We start from the raw sequence: 17,692 nt of genomic DNA, 5'->3' as shown, positions 1-17,692 counted from the left end.
CGCACGTACGGATCTGTGAGGGGCTAAGATTGAGAGGTCTTAGTCTACTCGACTGTGGAGAATATTGTAAAAAGAGAAGTGAAGGATGGCTCCATTATTCTGATGCATGACAGTTTTCCCACTTCTGTGGAGGCAGCTCTGGAGATCGCGGATATGCTTATGGAAGCGGGGTATGACCTGGTGACAGCGGATCAGCTGCTGGTGACGTAAACAGTAACGGAACATCCTCTTTGCCGCAGAGCAGAAACAATTGCTTTTTTGTGTGCAAACAGGTAAAATTATAAAAATAAGAATCGATCAGCTGCCGGAGCAGAACCGGCGGCAGTTTTTTACAGAAATTACAGGAGTGAAAACCATGGACTTATTTGAATATGCAAAATCAAAAACTCTGGACCAGGAGTCTCCCCTCGCATCCAGACTGCGTCCGCGAACACTGGATGAGGTGGTAGGGCAGCAGCATATCGTCGGAAAAGACAAATTGCTGTATCGTGCCATTAAGGCAGATAAGCTGACATCTGTTATCTTTTACGGCCCTCCGGGAACCGGAAAGACTACCCTTGCAAAAGTCATTGCCAATACTACAAGCGCCAGTTTTACCCAGATCAATGCAACCGTAGCGGGCAAGAAAGATATGGAAGCAGTTGTAAAACAGGCTCAGGATGATCTTGGCATGTATGGGAAAAAGACCATTCTGTTCATTGATGAGATCCATCGTTTCAACAAGGGACAGCAGGATTATCTTCTTCCTTTTGTGGAGGATGGAACGATCATTCTGATCGGAGCTACAACGGAGAATCCATATTTTGAGGTAAACGGAGCGCTTCTTTCAAGATCCATCATTTTTGAGCTGAAAGCTCTGGAAATACCGGAAATAAAAGAACTGATCCTGCGTGCAGTTAATGATCCGGAACGTGGAATGGGAAGCTACGGTGCGGTGATCGAGAAGGATGCCCTGGAATTTCTGGCAGATATGGCAGGAGGAGACGCCAGAAGCGCCTTAAACGCCGTAGAACTGGGAATTCTCACCACACCCCGTGATTCGGACGGTAAGATCCATCTGACCCTTGAGGTGGCTTCTGAGTGCATTCAGAAGCGTGTTGTACGTTATGACAAGAATGGAGATAACCATTACGATATTATTTCTGCCTTTATTAAGAGTATGCGGGGCTCAGACCCGGATGCGGCAGTTTATTATCTGGCAAAAATGCTTTATGCAGGAGAAGATGTGAAATTTATTGCAAGAAGGATCATGATCCTGGCCTCTGAAGATATCGGAAATGCGGATCCTCAGGCACTCTGTGTGGCAACGGCAGCAGCGCAGGCAGTGGAACGTGTGGGAATGCCGGAATCCCAGATCATTCTTTCGCAGGCAGTAACATACATGGCCTGTGCGCCCAAGAGCAATTCTGCAGTAAATGCCATACAGGAAGCCATGCGCTGCGTGAAGGCGAAGAAGACAACCGTTCCGGTGCATCTGCAGGATGCCCATTATGGTGGCCACGAAAGTCTGGGTCATGGTATCGGATATAAATATGCCCATGATTATCCGAATCACTATGTAAAACAGCAGTATCTGCCATCAGAAATCGAAGGAGAACATTTTTACGAGCTCAGTGATATGGGATATGAAAAGAAACTGAAAGAGCATATGAAGAAGATCCACGAAGAAGCGGAATAAGAGAATCTATGTGAGAATGAAAATGGAGGAGCTTTTCAGAGAAGCTCCTCCATTATTTTGTCGTAGACGTTCTGATATTTATAAGGCCAGCTTTCACATACGGACTGGGCCGCAGCAAGATTGGGAACTTTGATGCTGAGATCAACAATACTGACACCGCCTTCGATAATCCGCAGGCGGACAGAGTAACTGCCCTCCTTGGTGGGGTAATAATCCGCAGGAGTGAGAAGATGTTCCTCAATTTTGCAGTGCAGGGAATTGAGATATTCCTCGACTTCTTTCTTAATGTCAGAAGAGAGTTCTCTGGAAAAATATTTCAGCGTATTTTTTCCTTCTTCAGTCAGTCGGTAATACGTGCGGTTGGACTGGGAAGACATTTCCACAAGATCTGCCTCCACCAGTTCGGAAACAGCCTGCTGAAGCTGAAAATAATTGGTATATTTCCGGTCCAGGATAAAATCTGTGATCTGTGAGTTAGTGAGATCCCCTTCGGAATTCTGAAGCATGTATAAAATGATAAGTTTGTAGGTTGTAAAAGGTGATGCCATAAGAATCCTCCTTTTTACTGGCTTTTTGAAAGAACCTCAAGGGCTTTTCCCTGAAAACTTTCTTTTTCTTTCATCCGGTGATGAAGAAGATTTAAAACTTCACGTTTGCGGCTGGCCCATAAAGGTGCGATCAGCAGATCTTTCGGGCCGTCCCCTGTTACACGGTGGATCACGATATCCGGTCTGAGATGTTCCAGACAGTCAATGACAAGGTTCAGATACTCGTCCCGTTCATAAGTGCGGAAAAGACCGGCTTCATGATCAGCGGCAAGATCTGTACCACGCAGTACATGAAGAAGCTGCAGCTTGATCCCCTGGATATCCATGGCGTTCAGATAAGCCATTGTTTCCAGGATATCCTTCCTGCTTTCGCCGGGAAGCCCCAGGATGGTGTGGACGATCACTTCGATGCCGCCTGCGCGGAGATTTTTTACTGCGGTATCAAAACAGGACAGTGGATAGCCGCGCCGTATATATCTGGCGGTATCTTCATGGATAGTCTGGAGTCCCAGCTCCACCCACACCGGTTTGATCTGGTTCAGGGAATAAAGAAGCTCCAGTACATCATCTCCCAGACAGTCCGGTCTGGTACCAATGGACAGTGCCACGATATCCGGATGGGAGATGGCTTCTGTGAAGATCTTACGCAGGTGTTCCACAGGAGCGTATGTGTTTGTATATGCCTGAAAATAGGCGATATATTTATGAATCGGGCGTTTGGAAGAGAGACTTTTGATCTGTGTGTTGATCTGCTCTGTAATGGAAAGAGCGGCGTTTGCTGCAAAATCTCCGCTTCCGCCCTGGCTGCAGAAGATGCAGCCTTTTTTGCCCAGGGTGCCGTCACGGTTGGGACAGGACATGCCGCCGTTTAATGCAACCCGGTAGACCTTTTCGCCGTATCGCTCCCGGAGCATATAGTCCAGAGAGTGGTAAGGCTTGTCGTTCCAGCGTTTCATTATGCCTCTTTCAGTTCGTTTTTCTCTTCGTCGTTTTCGTCGTTTTCATCTTTCGGTATATAGTTATCGAAGATCTTTACAAAGATCTTTGATTTCCAGTAGGCCAACGTGGAAAATCCCATCAGAATAAAAAGCATGATCAGGATGGATGTAAACTGTGCGTAGCTCACATAAGCAAAAAGCCACATCAGAAGGAGCGGAGACGCAGAGATCACAAGCATCAAAAGTGTCAGCGGAAGATGGCGGACGGACATCAGGAATGCATTTACAAAGGTATTTTTGACGGAATTAAAAAATTTGGCAAGGATCGGATAAATGTACAGAAGGATCATAGCATAGATCAGGGCAAATGCGATAAATAAACTGAAAAGTCCCTTGTACATGGCTCCGCTTCCGGCTTTGGCGATCCGAAGATCGATAAACAGAACAGCAGCGGTGAGGAGCATGATGATATTGATGATGGTCGCCTGTTTGAAGTTCTGTTTGAATGAGCGGAAAAAGCTGCGGGCAATATAAGATTCTTCGTCTCTTGCCATCTTCAGTGTGACATAGTAGAGAGCTGTTATGGAGGCGCCTGCGGTGACAACCGGAATACAGCAGAGGATGCACAGAAAATTCAGAAGAAGCAGGTCTGCTACGCGTCCCATGAACACGAAGAATTTGTTGTCCATGTTGAAAAAACGATTCATTTGATAAGTCTCCTTTTCTTTTGGATATTATTTTAAGTATACCCAATCACAGCAGAAAAAGCAAATCCCAAATGTTTTCCGGGGCAATGGAAATGGGAAAATCATGTGTCCGCCATAGAAAGACAAAATAGCGAAATAGTTTATTAAATTTCCTTAAAAGGCTTGCCTATCACGATTTAGAGTGTTAAAATATCAGTATTGTATCAGACGAAAATTATGTATTTTAAAGGAGCGTAACAATGAGCAAAAAAATCAGGACGGAGGCTGTGGATCATCTGTTTGAAGCGATCCTATGCCTGAGGGACAAGGAAGAGTGTTATACATTTTTTGAGGATGTTTGCACCATCAATGAGCTGCTTTCTTTATCTCAGCGCTTCGAGGTAGCCAAGATGCTTACCGATAAGCGTACATACCTTGATATTTCCGAGAAGACAGGAGCTTCCACAGCTACGATCAGCCGTGTGAACCGTTCCCTGAACTATGGAAATGATGGTTATGAGATGGTATTTGCACGTATGAAGAAGAATAACGAAGAGCAGGGTGGCGAAGCAGAATAGGACTTATGCCCATGCCGTGAATGATAACGGATAATGCTATAACGTAAAAAGAGACAGGCGATCATGCGTCTGTCTCTTTTCTTCATGCGCCTGGCGGCACACGTTTCCGACCGGATGTAAGAGCCGGATATTATTTGCCTTTTTTTGAGGAATCGGTATCTTTTGGAGAATTCATGTGGTCGATCATATTTTCGATGATCATTTTTTTCATGTATACGTCGAAGCTCAGCAGGCAGATAAAAGAAAACTGATGAAGGAATTCCTTATCTTCCGGATCAGCATCTTCGAATATTTCTCCGGCGCTTTTGAACCGGCGCATGAGATCTTTTTCCAGGTAACGGATCTGAGTCTGTTCCATACTGAAAACTTCCTGATAGATATAAGTCATATCTTTCTCAGTCATGGATTTGAAATATTTATCCGTGATCGGCCCGAGAAGAGTCTGGATGTCACTGATGGAGAGAATATTCTTAAAATAGTAAATAAAGATCAGCATCAGCAGATGTTCCCGGGAGTAGCGTTTCTTCTCCGGCGGGGGGAGAAGCTTATTCTTGGCGTAGTTGTTGATCATGGTCTTGGTCAGGATCTTGTCATCCTCGTGACGTTTGGTGGAAGCGAGATTTTCTTCCATGAAAGTAGTGACCTGATCCATGTAAAGATCGATGTTTGGGATTTCATCTGGTTTTATATAATCAAGCTCAGCAATTTTCGCAAAAATGCTGCTCATCATCTCTTTTTCGTTTCTTGTCATCACATTATCACCTCTGCTCCCTATTATATAGTTTTAAATACTACTTGTAAAGAAACTTTTTTCCGGGAAAATGAGAAAGTAAGGTTGTGGCTTTACCGGAAAGAAAAGACATGGTAGTATATAAAGATACTGTTGATATGGAAAAAGAAATGGAGATCAAAATGAGTATACAGGATGCTTTGGACACATTGAATCCCATGCAGCGGGAAGCTGCTGTACATACAGAGGGGCCGCTTCTGATTCTTGCAGGAGCCGGTTCCGGAAAAACAAGAGTGCTGACTCACAGGATTGCCTATTTAATGGAGGAAAAGGGCGTCAATCCCTGGAATATCCTGGCGATCACCTTTACCAACAAGGCTGCCAGTGAGATGCGGGAACGTGTAAATAAAATTGCGGGAATGGGCGCAGAGAGCGTATGGGTTTCCACCTTCCATTCCGCATGCGTGAGGATTTTACGCAGACATATTGAAGTGCTGGGATTTAGCAGTAATTTTACCATCTATGATACCGACGACCAGAAGACAGTCATGAGGGAAATCTTCCGGAAATTCAGTATCAATACAAAAATTTATAAAGAACGCGCTGTTCTTGCGGAGATTTCCCATGCCAAGGATGAGCTGATCACGCCGGAAGAGATGGAGCTGAATGCGGGAAGTGATCCGGATGCACGGAAGATTGCAGGCATGTATAAGGAATACCAGTCCATCCTCCGGGGAAACAACGCCCTGGATTTTGATGACCTGATCGTGAAAACCGTGGAGCTTTTCCAACACAATCCGGATATCCTGGATTATTATCAGGAACGTTTCCGGTATATTATGGTGGATGAGTATCAGGATACTAACACCGCACAGTTTAAATTCGTAAGTCTTCTTGCGGAAAAATACAAGAATCTCTGCGTAGTTGGCGATGATGACCAGTCTATTTATCGTTTCCGTGGAGCAAATATCGGGAACATCCTGGGCTTTGAGAAGGTTTTCACTGAGGCGAAGGTGGTACGGCTGGAGCAGAATTACCGTTCTACACAGAATATCCTGAACGCAGCCAACGAGGTAATTGCCAACAATACAGAACGTAAAGAAAAACGACTCTGGACAGAGAACGAAGAGGGTGATAAAGTTCATTTCCGGCAGTTTAACAACGGATTTGAGGAAGCGGAGTATGTTGCGGGAGAGATCATTCAGGGACGGCGTAACGGGAAATTCCAGTATAAGGACTGTGCGGTACTTTACCGGACCAATGCCCAGTCACGTCTCTTTGAAGAAAAATTTCTCCTGGCAAATGTGCCGTATAAGATTGTGGGCGGTGTAAACTTTTATGCCCGCAAAGAGATCAAGGATCTGTTAAGCTATCTGAAGACGATTGACAATGCCAGTGATGATCTGGCTGTGCGCAGGATCTTAAATGTACCGAAGAGAGGAATCGGAGCTACCAGCATCGGCCGGGTCCAGGATTATGCGGATATTATGAACCTGAGCTTTTATGATGCCCTCCGTGTGGTGGAGGAAGTACCGTCCATTGGCCGGGCAGCAGGAAAGATCAATGATTTTGTATCTTTTATCCAGGGACTTAAGAGTAAGGCAGAGGCTTATACAGTCCGTGAAACGCTGGAAGAAGTGATCGAACTGACCGGTTATGTGAAAGAGCTGGAAGCAGAAAAAACAGAAGAAGCTCAGGCAAGGATCGAGAATATCGATGAGCTGATCTCCAAGACCGAATCTTTCCAGGAAGCCATGGAAGAGGCAGGACAGCCGGCAACACTTTCCGCATTTCTGGAAGAGATCGCACTGGTGGCAGATATTGATTCCGTTGATCCGGATCAGGATTATGTGCTTCTTATGACCCTTCACAGTGCCAAGGGCCTGGAATTTCCCAATGTATTTATGGCAGGTATGGAGGACGGAGTATTTCCGGGATACGCCTCCATCTGGTCCGGAGACCCGTCGGATATTGAAGAAGAGCGAAGACTCTGTTATGTGGGGATCACACGTGCCATGAAGGAACTGACATTAACCTGTGCAAAACAGCGTATGATCCGTGGAGAGACCCAGTACAACCGCGTATCACGCTTTGTAAGGGAAATTCCAAGAGAATTGGTGGATCTTGGACATACGATTCAGGAGAAAAAGCCCAAGGTGGATAACATCGTATCTCCGAAGAGCGCCTATGCACAGATGAAGATGAATTTCCAGGCAAAGACCAGCCTCCAGAAAAAAGACTTTACGGTCAGCAAGGCAGCAAGCCTGGATTACGGTGTCGGTGATACGGTACGCCATGTGAAATTCGGTGTCGGTATCGTAAAAAATATTGTAGATGGCGGCAGGGATTACGAGGTAACGGTCGACTTTGACAAAGTCGGAGTGAAAAAAATGTTCGCAGGTTTTGCCAAGCTGAAAAAGATCTGATCGGAAGCAATATGAAGGCAAGAATGTTCCTGTGAAAATTTGCGTAAGTTATGGTAAAACCAGACATATGGTGGTATAATAAGAACACTTAAGAGATATTAGTACAGTGAAACTACTGTGCTACGGGTTTACTGTCAGACAGTACAGCCGAATAGAAAGAAAGGATGGTGCAGTGTTATGAATTTAAATACAACAAAGCTTGAAGAACTGCTTGCGACACTGAAGAAAAAAGAAGAAGAGAAAGATAAGAACACAGTCCTTTGGGTACTGGCGATCATCGGTGCGGTTGCAGCTGTTGCAGGAATCGCATTTGCAGTATACCGTTTCTTCGCTCCGGATTATCTGGAGGATTTCGAAGAAGATTTTGATGATGACTTCGATGATTATTTTGAGGACGAGGAAGAGTAAGATATTCCTGTGATGCAGATGATTGGAGCCCCGGCGCGATACCGGGGCTTGATTTTTGAACACAGATTGTGAAGTGATTACAGAAAGAGGATCTATGAAAAAAGGTGAAATTTACGAAGGTGTTATAGAGAAAGTGGAATTCCCAAACAAAGGTTGTGTGTGGGTGGATGACCAGAAAGTCATTGTAAAAAACGGAATTCCAGGACAGAAGGTCCGTTTTATGATCAATAAGAAACGTTCCGGGCGGGTAGAGGGACGTCTTTTAGAAGTTCTGGAGAAATCTCCTCTTGAGACACGAGAACCGGCCTGTCAGGAGTTCCCGGCCTGTGGCGGCTGCATGTATCAGACCATGAGCTATGAGGCGCAGAAAGAGATGAAAGAGCGTCAGGTGAGAGAGCTTTTGGACGGAGCGGTAAAAGAAAGCCTGGCTAAGATCGGGAAGAACAGTGATGAGACAGAAGAAGCCTGGAACACAGAGAATTTATATCACTGGGATGGAATCTATGGCAGTCCCATTGAGTTTGGATATCGTAATAAGATGGAGTTTTCCTTTGGCGATGAGTATAAGGATGGTCCGCTGTCCCTTGGACTTCATAAGAAGGGCAGCACTTACGATATCCTGAATACAGATGACTGTAAGCTGGTGCATCCGGATATGACGAAAATCCTTGCCTGTGTGCGGGAGTTTTTCCTGGAACGAAATGCCAGTTTTTATAAGAAGCTTCAGCATGTGGGATATCTCCGACATCTGCTTCTTCGAAGAGGTGTCACAAGCGGCGAGATCCTTGTCCATGTGGTGACCACCACCCAGGAAGAGTATGATCTGGAACCACTGAAAGAACAGCTCCTTGCACTTCCCCTGGAAGGTAAGATCGTGGGAATCATGCACATTTTAAATGATTCTCTGTCCGATGTGGTACAGAGCGATGAGACGAAGATTCTTTACGGAAAGGATTATTTCTACGAAGAACTTCTTGGGCTGAAATTTAAGATCAGCACGTTTTCCTTCTTCCAGCCAAATTCCCTGGCTGCGGAGATCCTGTATTCAAAAGTCCGTGAATATGTGGGGGATACCAGAGATAAAGTAGTGTTTGACCTTTACAGCGGCACCGGCACCATAGCCCAGCTTGCGGCATCTGTTGCCAGTGAGGTGATCGGTGTGGAGATTGTGGAAGATGCGGTAAAAGCTGCCAGAGAAAACGCAGCACGAAATGGCATCAGCAACTGCCGCTTTATAGCCGGAGATGTGCTGAAAGTGCTGGATGAAGTGCCGGAGAAACCGGATATGATCATTCTGGATCCGCCAAGAGACGGCGTTCACCCGAAAGCCCTTCCGAAGATTCTGGCTTATGGGGTGGACCAGATCGTATACATTTCCTGCAAGGTTACAAGCCTTGTAAGAGACCTTCCGGCATTTTATGAAGCAGGGTATCAGATGACCAACGCCTGTGCAGTGGATCAGTTCTGTCAGGGGGTTCATGTGGAGACGATTGTTCTTTTGTCCCAACATTGAGACAAGAGTACTTGTCTCGATGAACGCGGTAGTCGGTAAATCGAGATGCAAGCATCTCGGCTTGCCTCGTTGCTCGCGCAAAAACCAGATGACACGATAGAGAGCGACTTAGATGAGCTGGATGCAACCAGTGCTGAGTTGAAAGCTCGTGATTAGAGGGAATGTGTCAGATTGGTAAATGGTATTCGTAATATGGCAGAAGAGATTGTGTTAAAAGAATTGGTGTTCTAAAGCGTGGAAAGCTCCTTCGGGAGCTTTTTGCTGTTTATAAGATAAATTCTGTCGGAGATTTATTATAAAACATTGCTTTACAAGAAGAATAAAAAAGCATATAATTCTTTTATAATATATTTAATAAAAGAGGGTAAGAAAACGGAAAATAAAGATAAAAAAAATATAACAAGAAAAAGAATAATTAATTATGTGCTGAACAATCATGTTACATCCAAGGCGGGAATCGCAAAAGATTTAAATTTGAGTATGCCGACTGTGTTAGCAAATGTGAATGACTTGTTAGAAAAAATGGTGTTGGAAGAAACTGGGGAATATGCTTCGACCGGTGGAAGAAAGGCAAAAAGTATAGGGATTAATAAGTCATACTGTCATGCAATGGGAATTTTGATTACAGCGAATCATATAGAAATGGTATTAGTAAATCTTGGAGATGAGATTATAAAAAAAGATCGCATCCGTTTAAAATTTACGGCAGAATTATCCTATTGTACAGAAGTGGCACAAAAGGTCAAAACTTTTCTTGAAGGCGAATTAGCGAAGGATACGCTACTTGGGATTGGAGTGGCGATTCCGGGAATTATTGATCAGAAAGAACGGATCGTTTTAAAATCCCATGCTTTAGGTATAGAGAATTATAGTCTGCGCTTTTTAGAGCAGGCTTTGGAAATTCCAGTATATTTTGAAAACGATGCTAATGCTGCAATGCTTGCAGAAAAAAAGCAAAAGTATCCAAATGCGATATATCTGTCTTTGAACCACACCTTAGGAGGCGCATTCTGCATAGATGGAAAGCTGTTTCGAGGGCAGAACCAGAAAGCAGGTGAGTTTGGTCACATGATACTCGTTCCCGGTGGAAGAAAGTGTTATTGTGGTAAATCAGGATGTGCAGATGCATATTGTGCTGCAAGTGTACTGACACAAGATAACAGGCAGTCACTGGATGCATTTATGGAAAAAATTGAAAGTGGTGATGAAAAAATTTTGCAGACATGGAATGAGTATCTGGATCATCTTGCTGTTTTGATATCAAATCTGCGGATGGCATATGATATGGATATCATACTAGGAGGTGATGTGGGAGGTGTATTGTCAGATTATATGATACCACTGGGAGAAAAAGTGATGGCATATAATGGCTTTGAGCATGATGTTTCATACTTAAAAAATTGTTCGTATAAGAAAGAAGCGTCGGCTGTTGGAGCTGCGAAATACTTTTTTACAAAATATATGGCAGAATTGTAAATTTTTTGAACGCAGATAAGCAGTACACCGCATCTGGTGCGCAGGGCATTAAGTGTAGGGGAAGGGGATGTTCACTCTGTTGGAGTTAAAAGCTCCCACTGACAGGTTGCAAAGCGAATGAGGATGTCCGCTTTATATGTGTGAAAAACAAGAAGTTGTGTAAAATTAGAAAAAGATATTATAGTAAAAAACGGAAAGAAAACAGTAACTACGGTTTCCTTTCCGTTTTTTTCGTGTTGATTGTGAAAAATACACAAAAAATGTATTTTAAAATTATGAAATATATAAAATTATGAAAAACATATTGACAAATCGTGTTTACAGGATAATAATGTAATTACTTTAATAAAACAATTTATAAAAGACCAAATAAAACAATATAAATAAGGAGGAAACAATTATGATAAAAAAGGAGAAAACAATTATGTTACAGCAGGTAATGACAAATCCAGGAGAAATTATTTTCAGAGAGGTTCCGGTTCCGGAGGTAAAGGAAAATCAGGTGTTGGTAAAGATTATGAATATTGGTGTTTGTGGATCAGATATTCATGTTTACCATGGAAAACATCCGTTTACAAAATATCCGGTAACACAGGGACATGAGGTTTCCGGTGAGATTACAGAACTTGGAAAAAATGTCACAGAGTTTCATGTGGGACAGAAGGTGACGATAGAGCCGCAGGTATATTGTGGACATTGCTATCCATGTCGTCATGGAAAGTATAATCTCTGTGAGGAATTAAAAGTAATGGGATTTCAGACGACAGGAACAGCATCTGAGTATTTTGCAGTGGATGCATCTAAAGTAACACCTATTCCAGAAGATATGTCCTATGAAGAAGGAGCTATGATCGAACCTCTTGCGGTGGCAGTTCATGGTGTAAAACAGATGGGCGATGTGGCTGGCATGAATATTGTAGTCCTTGGCGCAGGACCGATCGGAAATCTCGTGGCACAGGCAGCAAAAGGAATGGGGGCAGCGAAAGTGATGATCACAGATATCAGTGATCTTAGACTGGCAAAGGCAAAAGAATGTGGAATTGATGTGTGTGTGAATACCAAAAATAAAGACTTCGGTGAGGCAATGATCGAAGCATTTGGACCGGATAAGGCGGATGTGATCTACGACTGTGCCGGAAACAATATTACAATGGGACAGGCAATTAAATATGCAAGAAAAGGAAGCACGATCGTACTGGTGGCTGTTTTTGCAGGAATGGCAGAAGTAGATCTTGCAGTGGCAAATGACCACGAACTTGACATTAAGAGCACGATGATGTACCGCCATGATGATTACATAGATGGAATCAGACTGGTAAATGAGGGCAAAGTTCATTTGAAACCGCTCATCTCAAAGACATTTGCTTTTAAAGATTATCTGAAGGCGTACCAGTATATTGATGATAACCGCGAGACAACGATGAAAGTAATTATCAACGTCAGTGAAAAGTAAGGAGTTCGTATGGAAAATAAATATGGAATTGTCGGAGTTGCTCATATCGGGCTTCCGACAAACGATTTGCAGAAAACAGTTGAGTTTTATAAGAGTCTTGGATTTGAAGTAATTATGCAGTCTTATAATGAAAAAGCAGGGGAAAAAGTGGCATTTTTACAGATAAAAAATTACTGTATAGAGACTTTTGAAAATGGGCAGGCGGCAATGTCAGACGGTGCATACCAACATGTTGCACTTGATGTGGAAGACATTGAAAGTATGTATCAGAAAATCTGCAATGAAAAATACACAATTATTACAGACGGAATCGAAGAACTGCCATTTTGGGAAAATGGTGTGAAGTTTTTTATGATCAAGGGCCCAAATGAGGAAAGAATAGAGTTCTGTCAGAAACTCTGATAAAAATAGGAGGGGCATATGGGAAGCGAAAACAAAAATGGAAAAGTACCGCTGATCAGTAAGATTGCATATGGTTTTGGTGATGTCGGATGTAATTTCAGCTGGATGTTCGTCAGTAATTTTCTGATGATATTTTATACAGACGTGTTCGGAATCAGTATGGCGGCTGTGTCAGCACTTATGCTTTTTTCAAGATTCTGGGATGCGATCAATGATCCAATCGTCGGGGGACTTACGGATAAAACAAAATCGAGATGGGGACGGTACCGTCCATGGCTGTTAGTAGCGGCACCAATTACAGCGATTCTTCTTGTTATGACATTCTGGGCAAGACCTGACTGGCCGCAGAATGGAAAGATCATTTATATGGTAATTACATATTGTCTGCTGGTTTTGGGGTATACCTGTGTGAATATTCCATATGGAACCTTGTGTGGTGCTATGACACAGGATATTGATGAACGTGCAAAAATAAATACATCCCGTTCGGTTGCAGCGATGATTGCAATTGGTGTGTTAAATATTATCACAGTTCCGCTGCTCAGCAAATTCGGCAGTCACAGTGCAAAGACAGGATATCTGACGGTGGCGGTCATATATGGATGTATTTTTACAGCCTGTCATTTCTTCTGCTTTGCGAAGACGAAAGAGGCAGTGATTACTCCGGAAAAAGAAAAAATTTCTGTAAAGATACAGTTGAAAGCAGTCATGCAGAACAGACCATATCTTCTTGCATTGGCAGGGCAGATATTATTTGGATTTACATTATATGGTAGAAACGCAGATATTCTGTATTATTTTACATATGTGGAAGGGAATGCCTCCTACTACACAACTTATTCGATGTGCATTATTATTCCTTCTATCATCGGGGCAGCCTGTTTTCAACCATTATTCCGCAAGTTGAATAACAAAGGAAGAACAGCATCTCTCTTTGCTTTATTTACAGGAATTTCCATGTTGTCTATGTTTTTCTTCAATGCCAAAGAATCACCAGCTATTTTTTATGCATTATCTGGTCTCACACAGTTTTTCTTCTCTGGATTTAATACCGCAATCTATGCAATTATTCCAGACTGTGTGGAATATGGGGAGTGGAAAACCGGACTTAGAAATGACGGTTTTCAGTATGCATTTATTTCACTTGGAAATAAAATCGGAATGGCAGTTGGAACAGCACTTTTAGCAGGATTACTTGGAAAATATGGTTATATTGCAAATCAGACACAAAATGCAATTGTACTTTCAATTATGAAACATGCATTTACGACGATTCCGGGTGTACTGTGGATTGTGACTGCGGTTGTATTATTTTTCTACCGGTTAAATAAAAAACGTTATAACGAGATTGTAGAGGAACTAAAAAATGGAAGAAAAAGTTGATATCGTGGCATTGGGAGAATTGCTGATTGATTTTACGGAAGCAGGACATAGTCAGGATGGGAGGAAATTGTTCGAACAGAATCCCGGCGGTGCTCCGGCAAATCTTCTAACCGTTGCAAGCCACTTTGGGTATCGCACATCTTTTATTGGAAAAGTTGGAAACGATATGCATGGTAAATTTTTAAAGAAGACATTGCAAAAGGAAGGAATCAATACAGATGCTATTGTTGAAGACCCGGGTTATTTTACAACGTTGGCATTTGTGGAAATCGGTGAAAATGGAGAACGGGAATTTTCTTTTGCAAGAAAACCGGGTGCAGATACACAGTTAAAAAAAGAAGAACTGGATCAGACATTAATTTCAGGTTGTAGAGTTTTTCATTTTGGATCATTATCACTGACAGATGAACCGGCAGAAAGTACAACGATCGAAGCGGTAAAAATGGCAAAAGCAGCGGGTGTACTTATTTCATATGATCCAAATTACCGTCCGTCTCTTTGGAAGAGCAAAGAGTATGCAGTGAAAAAAATGAGATCTGTCATAGAATTGGTAGATGTCATGAAGGTATCGGATGAAGAGAGTATTCTGTTGACAGAGGCGAAAAGTTATGAGCAGGCTGCAGATCAACTCCTTGCCATGGGACCAAAGCTGGTTGCCATTACATTGGGAGAACAGGGCGTTCTTATGGCAACAAAAAGCAGAAAAGAAATCATCAAAGCATTTCAGACACATGCGGTCGACACGACTGGGGCAGGTGATTCATTCTGGGGAGGCGTATTATGCAGTATCCTTTCTATGAATAAGAATGTTGAAAAAATGGAATGGGAAGAAATCAAAAAGTGTGCTGTTTTGGGAAATGCAGTTGCTGGATTGTGTGTGCAAAAGAGAGGCGGAATCCCTGCGATTCCGACGAAAGAGGCAGTGCTTGAATTTATGCAGAAATAATGAATGTATATGAACAAACTCGGGGCTGTAAAAATCACGATTTATTAATCGTTAAAGCATCAGCCCCGTGTTTTTCTGTCGGAGTATTATTCCGCTTTTATCTCTCCATCATACTGATGGACTCAATTCCGACACTTCCGCCGCGGACAACTTCGATGTGTTTGAACTCTTCTTTGATCAGTTTGATAACTGCGTCGTTTTTGGTTGCGGTCTGGACAAATTCCAGGAGAAGGCTGTCTTTTCCGTAGTCGATGACACGGGCTTTGAAGGTCTCAGCGATCTGGAAAAGTTCCACTTTGTCTTCCGGGGAGCAGCCTTTTACCTTGATGTAAAGGATCTCCTTCATTCGAACAAATACATCTGTAAAATCAATGACCTTGATAACTTCGATCATACGGTTCAGCTGTTTTTTGATCTGCTCAAAAGTCTCATCATCGCTGACTGTGGCGATGGTCATTCTGGAAACTGTGGGGTCCTCGGTGGTTCCAACAGTAAGACTGTCCAGGTTATAGGACTTTCCGGAGAAAAGACCAGAAATCTTGGAAAGAACACCGACCTGGTTTTCAACGTAGAGAGAGATCCATCTTTTTTTCATTCCTTTATCCATCATTCATTCCTCCTAACAATCCATGATCAGATCAGCCAGAGTACCGCCCGGCTTAACCATCGGGTAAACCATTTCCTCCGGATCAATGATAAATTCGATGATCGTAGGAGTTTTTGTATTCTTCTTAGCCTCTTCGAAAGCAGCCGCGATCTGATCCTTTTCAGTTACGCGGATACCTTTTGCCCCATAGCTCTCTGCGAGACGGATGAAATCCGGTGTGTATTCCGGATATTCCTGTCCGTCTGTACGGCGGGAGAGTGCACCGGCTTTTAAGTTTGTCATGGCGTAGCGTTTTCCGTAGAAAAGCTTCTGCCACTGGCGGACCATTCCAAGATATTCATTATTAAAGATACAGCAGATGATCGGAAGTTCCTCCAGAACTGCGGTAGCCAGCTCCTGAATGTTCATCTGCATGCCGCCGTCACCGGAAACGGAGATGACCGGTGTGTCCGGATTGCCGATCTTGGCACCGATGGCACCCGGAAGGCCGTAACCCATGGTTCCAAGTCCGCCGGACATGATCAGCTGACGGTTCTCAGTGATGTCTGCATACTGGCTTACCAGCATCTGATGCTGTCCTACATCGGTAACAAGAATGGCTTTGTCAAACTGGCGGTTGATCTCGCCGATGATATCCAGCGGTCCCATAATACCACGGTCTTTCATGGTAAGAGGATGTTCTTCTTTCCATTCCTGGATCTGTTTCAGCCATTTTTCAGTGTTGCACTCCTGTACATATTCATCCATTTTTGTGATGGCCTCTTTTGCATCGGCAACGATGGGGATATCTACATGAATATTTCTGGAAATGGAAGCAGTATCAATATCAATGTGGACAATCTGTGCATGTGGGGCAAATTCATGGAGCTTGCCTGTGATACGGTCGTTAAAACGGGTTCCGATGGAAAACAGAAGATCGCATTCATTTACTGCCATATTTGCGGCATAAGCGCCGTGCATACCAAGATTTCCGATAAACAGAGGGTTCTTTGTGGAAATGGCGCCACGTCCCATAACGGTTGTGACAACCGGGATCTGAGTTTTCTCAACAACCTGGGTAAAAATCTCCTGCGCGCGGGAAATGATCACACCGCCGCCAGCAAGAAACAGAGGTTTTTTGGCCTTCTGCAGCATTTTGAGGGCACGCTTCAGCTGTCCGATATGCACGCTGGTGTTGGGCTTGTAGCCGCGGATATTGACAGTCTTCGGATACTCAGCACTTCCCAGCTCGGCCATTACATCCTTTGGAAGGTCGATGAGAACCGGGCCTGGGCGTCCGGTGCGTGCGATATAGAAAGCTTCCTTGATGATACGTCCAAGATCCTCACGGTTGCGGACGGTAACACCGTATTTTGTGATGCTTCTGGTGATCCCGACAATATCAACCTCCTGGAACGCATCGTTTCCGATGAGGTGACGGGCAACCTGTCCGGTAAAGCATACAAGCGGAACACTGTCATAGTTGGCAGTTGCAAGACCTGTAACAAGGTTGGTAGCTCCGGGACCGCTGGTAACGAGACATACGCCAACCTTTCCGGTAGTTCTGGCATAGGCATCTGCTTCGTGTACAAGGGCCTGTTCGTGACGTGGCAGGATGATGTCAATGCCGCTCTGTTTATATAATTCATCGCTGATATCGATGGTGCAGGCACCAGGATAGCCGAACAGAACATCAACGCCTTCTTCTTTTAAGGCTTTTACAAGCAATTTGTTTCCGGAAATCTGTTTCATGAATTGGTTCCCTCCTTTGATGATGTGAAAAGTTAAGCAGATAAGGGCTGCCGCGAGAAATTTTTCCAATAAAAAAGTCCCGGCATATCGGATAAAATATGCTCAGGACGGATAATTCCGCGGTACCACCTGTTTTCAGAGGTAAAACTCTGCTCTCTGCCAGTACAAAATTATACTGCCTCCCTGTAA

General features: G+C 43.6%; 16 protein-coding genes, 1 pseudogene and 1 other annotated feature (1 of these 18 cut by a window edge). Of the genes and pseudogenes, 11 read left to right on the top strand and 6 right to left on the bottom strand.

Annotated features, from left to right (window positions below):
* Nucleotides 1-66: 66 nt before the first annotated feature.
* Nucleotides 67-210: pseudogene (locus G5B12_RS10865) on the top strand (polysaccharide deacetylase family protein); the annotation flags it as partial.
* A 145-nt stretch (nt 211-355) separates the two neighbouring features.
* The gene (locus tag G5B12_RS10860) at nt 356-1,678 is read left to right on the top strand and encodes a replication-associated recombination protein A (RefSeq protein ID WP_021977868.1); all 1,323 of its coding nucleotides are present in this window, start codon (nt 356-358) and stop codon (nt 1,676-1,678) included.
* Nucleotides 1,679-1,713: 35 nt separating this feature from the next.
* Here the strand turns inward: G5B12_RS10860 and G5B12_RS10855 are convergent, their stop codons facing one another.
* Genes G5B12_RS10855 through G5B12_RS10845 form a run of 3 tightly spaced genes read right to left on the bottom strand, consistent with a single transcriptional unit; the run spans nt 1,714 to nt 3,871 of the window.
* Nucleotides 1,714-2,226, bottom strand: coding sequence for a DUF4364 family protein (locus G5B12_RS10855; protein WP_021977867.1), 513 nt, complete (start codon nt 2,224-2,226; stop codon nt 1,714-1,716).
* 14 nt (nt 2,227-2,240) lie between these two features.
* Complete coding sequence (locus tag G5B12_RS10850) at nt 2,241-3,182, bottom strand: TIGR01212 family radical SAM protein (protein WP_118063749.1); 942 nt, start codon at nt 3,180-3,182, stop codon at nt 2,241-2,243.
* A complete protein-coding gene (locus G5B12_RS10845) occupies nt 3,182-3,871 on the bottom strand; it encodes a YesL family protein (protein ID WP_174088223.1) in 690 nt (229 codons plus the stop codon). Before G5B12_RS10845 ends, G5B12_RS10850 begins: the two co-directional genes overlap by 1 nt.
* A gap of 239 nt (nt 3,872-4,110) precedes the next feature.
* On the opposite strand from G5B12_RS10845, the gene G5B12_RS10840 reads away from it, so the two are divergent.
* Nucleotides 4,111-4,428: a YerC/YecD family TrpR-related protein gene (locus G5B12_RS10840; protein ID WP_118070631.1), complete on the top strand. Its 318-nt coding sequence runs from the start codon at nt 4,111-4,113 to the stop codon at nt 4,426-4,428.
* Between the two features lie 130 nt (nt 4,429-4,558).
* Here G5B12_RS10840 and G5B12_RS10835 read toward each other — a convergent pair whose 3' ends face one another.
* On the bottom strand, nt 4,559-5,179 hold the full coding sequence (locus G5B12_RS10835; protein ID WP_118063742.1) for a DUF1836 domain-containing protein: 621 nt from the start codon (nt 5,177-5,179) through the stop codon (nt 4,559-4,561).
* A 149-nt stretch (nt 5,180-5,328) separates the two neighbouring features.
* Between G5B12_RS10835 and pcrA the strand changes: the two genes are divergently transcribed.
* From pcrA to G5B12_RS10795, 8 genes are all read left to right on the top strand, one after another.
* Nucleotides 5,329-7,584 carry a DNA helicase PcrA gene (gene pcrA, locus G5B12_RS10830; protein WP_418407877.1) on the top strand — a complete coding sequence of 752 codons (2,256 nt, stop codon included), beginning with the start codon at nt 5,329-5,331 and terminating at the stop codon, nt 7,582-7,584.
* Between the two features lie 177 nt (nt 7,585-7,761).
* Nucleotides 7,762-7,992: a hypothetical protein gene (locus G5B12_RS10825; RefSeq protein ID WP_015526073.1), complete on the top strand. Its 231-nt coding sequence runs from the start codon at nt 7,762-7,764 to the stop codon at nt 7,990-7,992.
* Nucleotides 7,993-8,086: 94 nt separating this feature from the next.
* Nucleotides 8,087-9,505: a 23S rRNA (uracil(1939)-C(5))-methyltransferase RlmD gene (gene rlmD, locus G5B12_RS10820; RefSeq protein WP_174088221.1), complete on the top strand. Its 1,419-nt coding sequence runs from the start codon at nt 8,087-8,089 to the stop codon at nt 9,503-9,505.
* Nucleotides 9,506-9,808: 303 nt separating this feature from the next.
* Nucleotides 9,809-10,981: an ROK family protein gene (locus G5B12_RS10815; protein WP_330597696.1), complete on the top strand. Its 1,173-nt coding sequence runs from the start codon at nt 9,809-9,811 to the stop codon at nt 10,979-10,981.
* Nucleotides 10,982-11,405: 424 nt separating this feature from the next.
* A complete protein-coding gene (locus G5B12_RS10810) occupies nt 11,406-12,434 on the top strand; it encodes a zinc-dependent alcohol dehydrogenase (RefSeq protein WP_059086986.1) in 1,029 nt (342 codons plus the stop codon).
* A 9-nt stretch (nt 12,435-12,443) separates the two neighbouring features.
* The gene (locus G5B12_RS10805; protein WP_021652508.1) at nt 12,444-12,836 is read left to right on the top strand and encodes a VOC family protein; all 393 of its coding nucleotides are present in this window, start codon (nt 12,444-12,446) and stop codon (nt 12,834-12,836) included.
* An 18-nt stretch (nt 12,837-12,854) separates the two neighbouring features.
* Nucleotides 12,855-14,219 carry an MFS transporter gene (locus G5B12_RS10800; protein WP_059086762.1) on the top strand — a complete coding sequence of 455 codons (1,365 nt, stop codon included), beginning with the start codon at nt 12,855-12,857 and terminating at the stop codon, nt 14,217-14,219.
* Nucleotides 14,203-15,165 (top strand): carbohydrate kinase family protein, encoded by a 963-nt coding sequence (locus G5B12_RS10795; protein WP_173771807.1) that lies wholly within the window; start codon nt 14,203-14,205, stop codon nt 15,163-15,165. Before G5B12_RS10800 ends, G5B12_RS10795 begins: the two co-directional genes overlap by 17 nt.
* Before the next feature lie 97 nt (nt 15,166-15,262).
* On the opposite strand, the gene ilvN is transcribed toward G5B12_RS10795, so the two are convergent.
* Together ilvN and ilvB are read right to left on the bottom strand one after the other, a co-directional pair.
* The gene (ilvN, locus tag G5B12_RS10790; RefSeq protein ID WP_015526065.1) at nt 15,263-15,772 is read right to left on the bottom strand and encodes an acetolactate synthase small subunit; all 510 of its coding nucleotides are present in this window, start codon (nt 15,770-15,772) and stop codon (nt 15,263-15,265) included.
* A gap of 12 nt (nt 15,773-15,784) precedes the next feature.
* Complete coding sequence (gene ilvB, locus G5B12_RS10785; protein ID WP_174088219.1) at nt 15,785-17,503, bottom strand: biosynthetic-type acetolactate synthase large subunit; 1,719 nt, start codon at nt 17,501-17,503, stop codon at nt 15,785-15,787.
* A 100-nt stretch (nt 17,504-17,603) separates the two neighbouring features.
* Nucleotides 17,604-17,692: a binding site (T-box leader), on the bottom strand (it continues 153 nt past the right edge of the window).

The sequence above is a fragment of the Blautia sp. MSK.20.85 genome (genome assembly GCF_013317245.1).
Lineage (GTDB): Bacteria > Bacillota > Clostridia > Lachnospirales > Lachnospiraceae > Blautia_A.
This window is presented reverse-complemented; position numbering and strand designations above follow the sequence as displayed.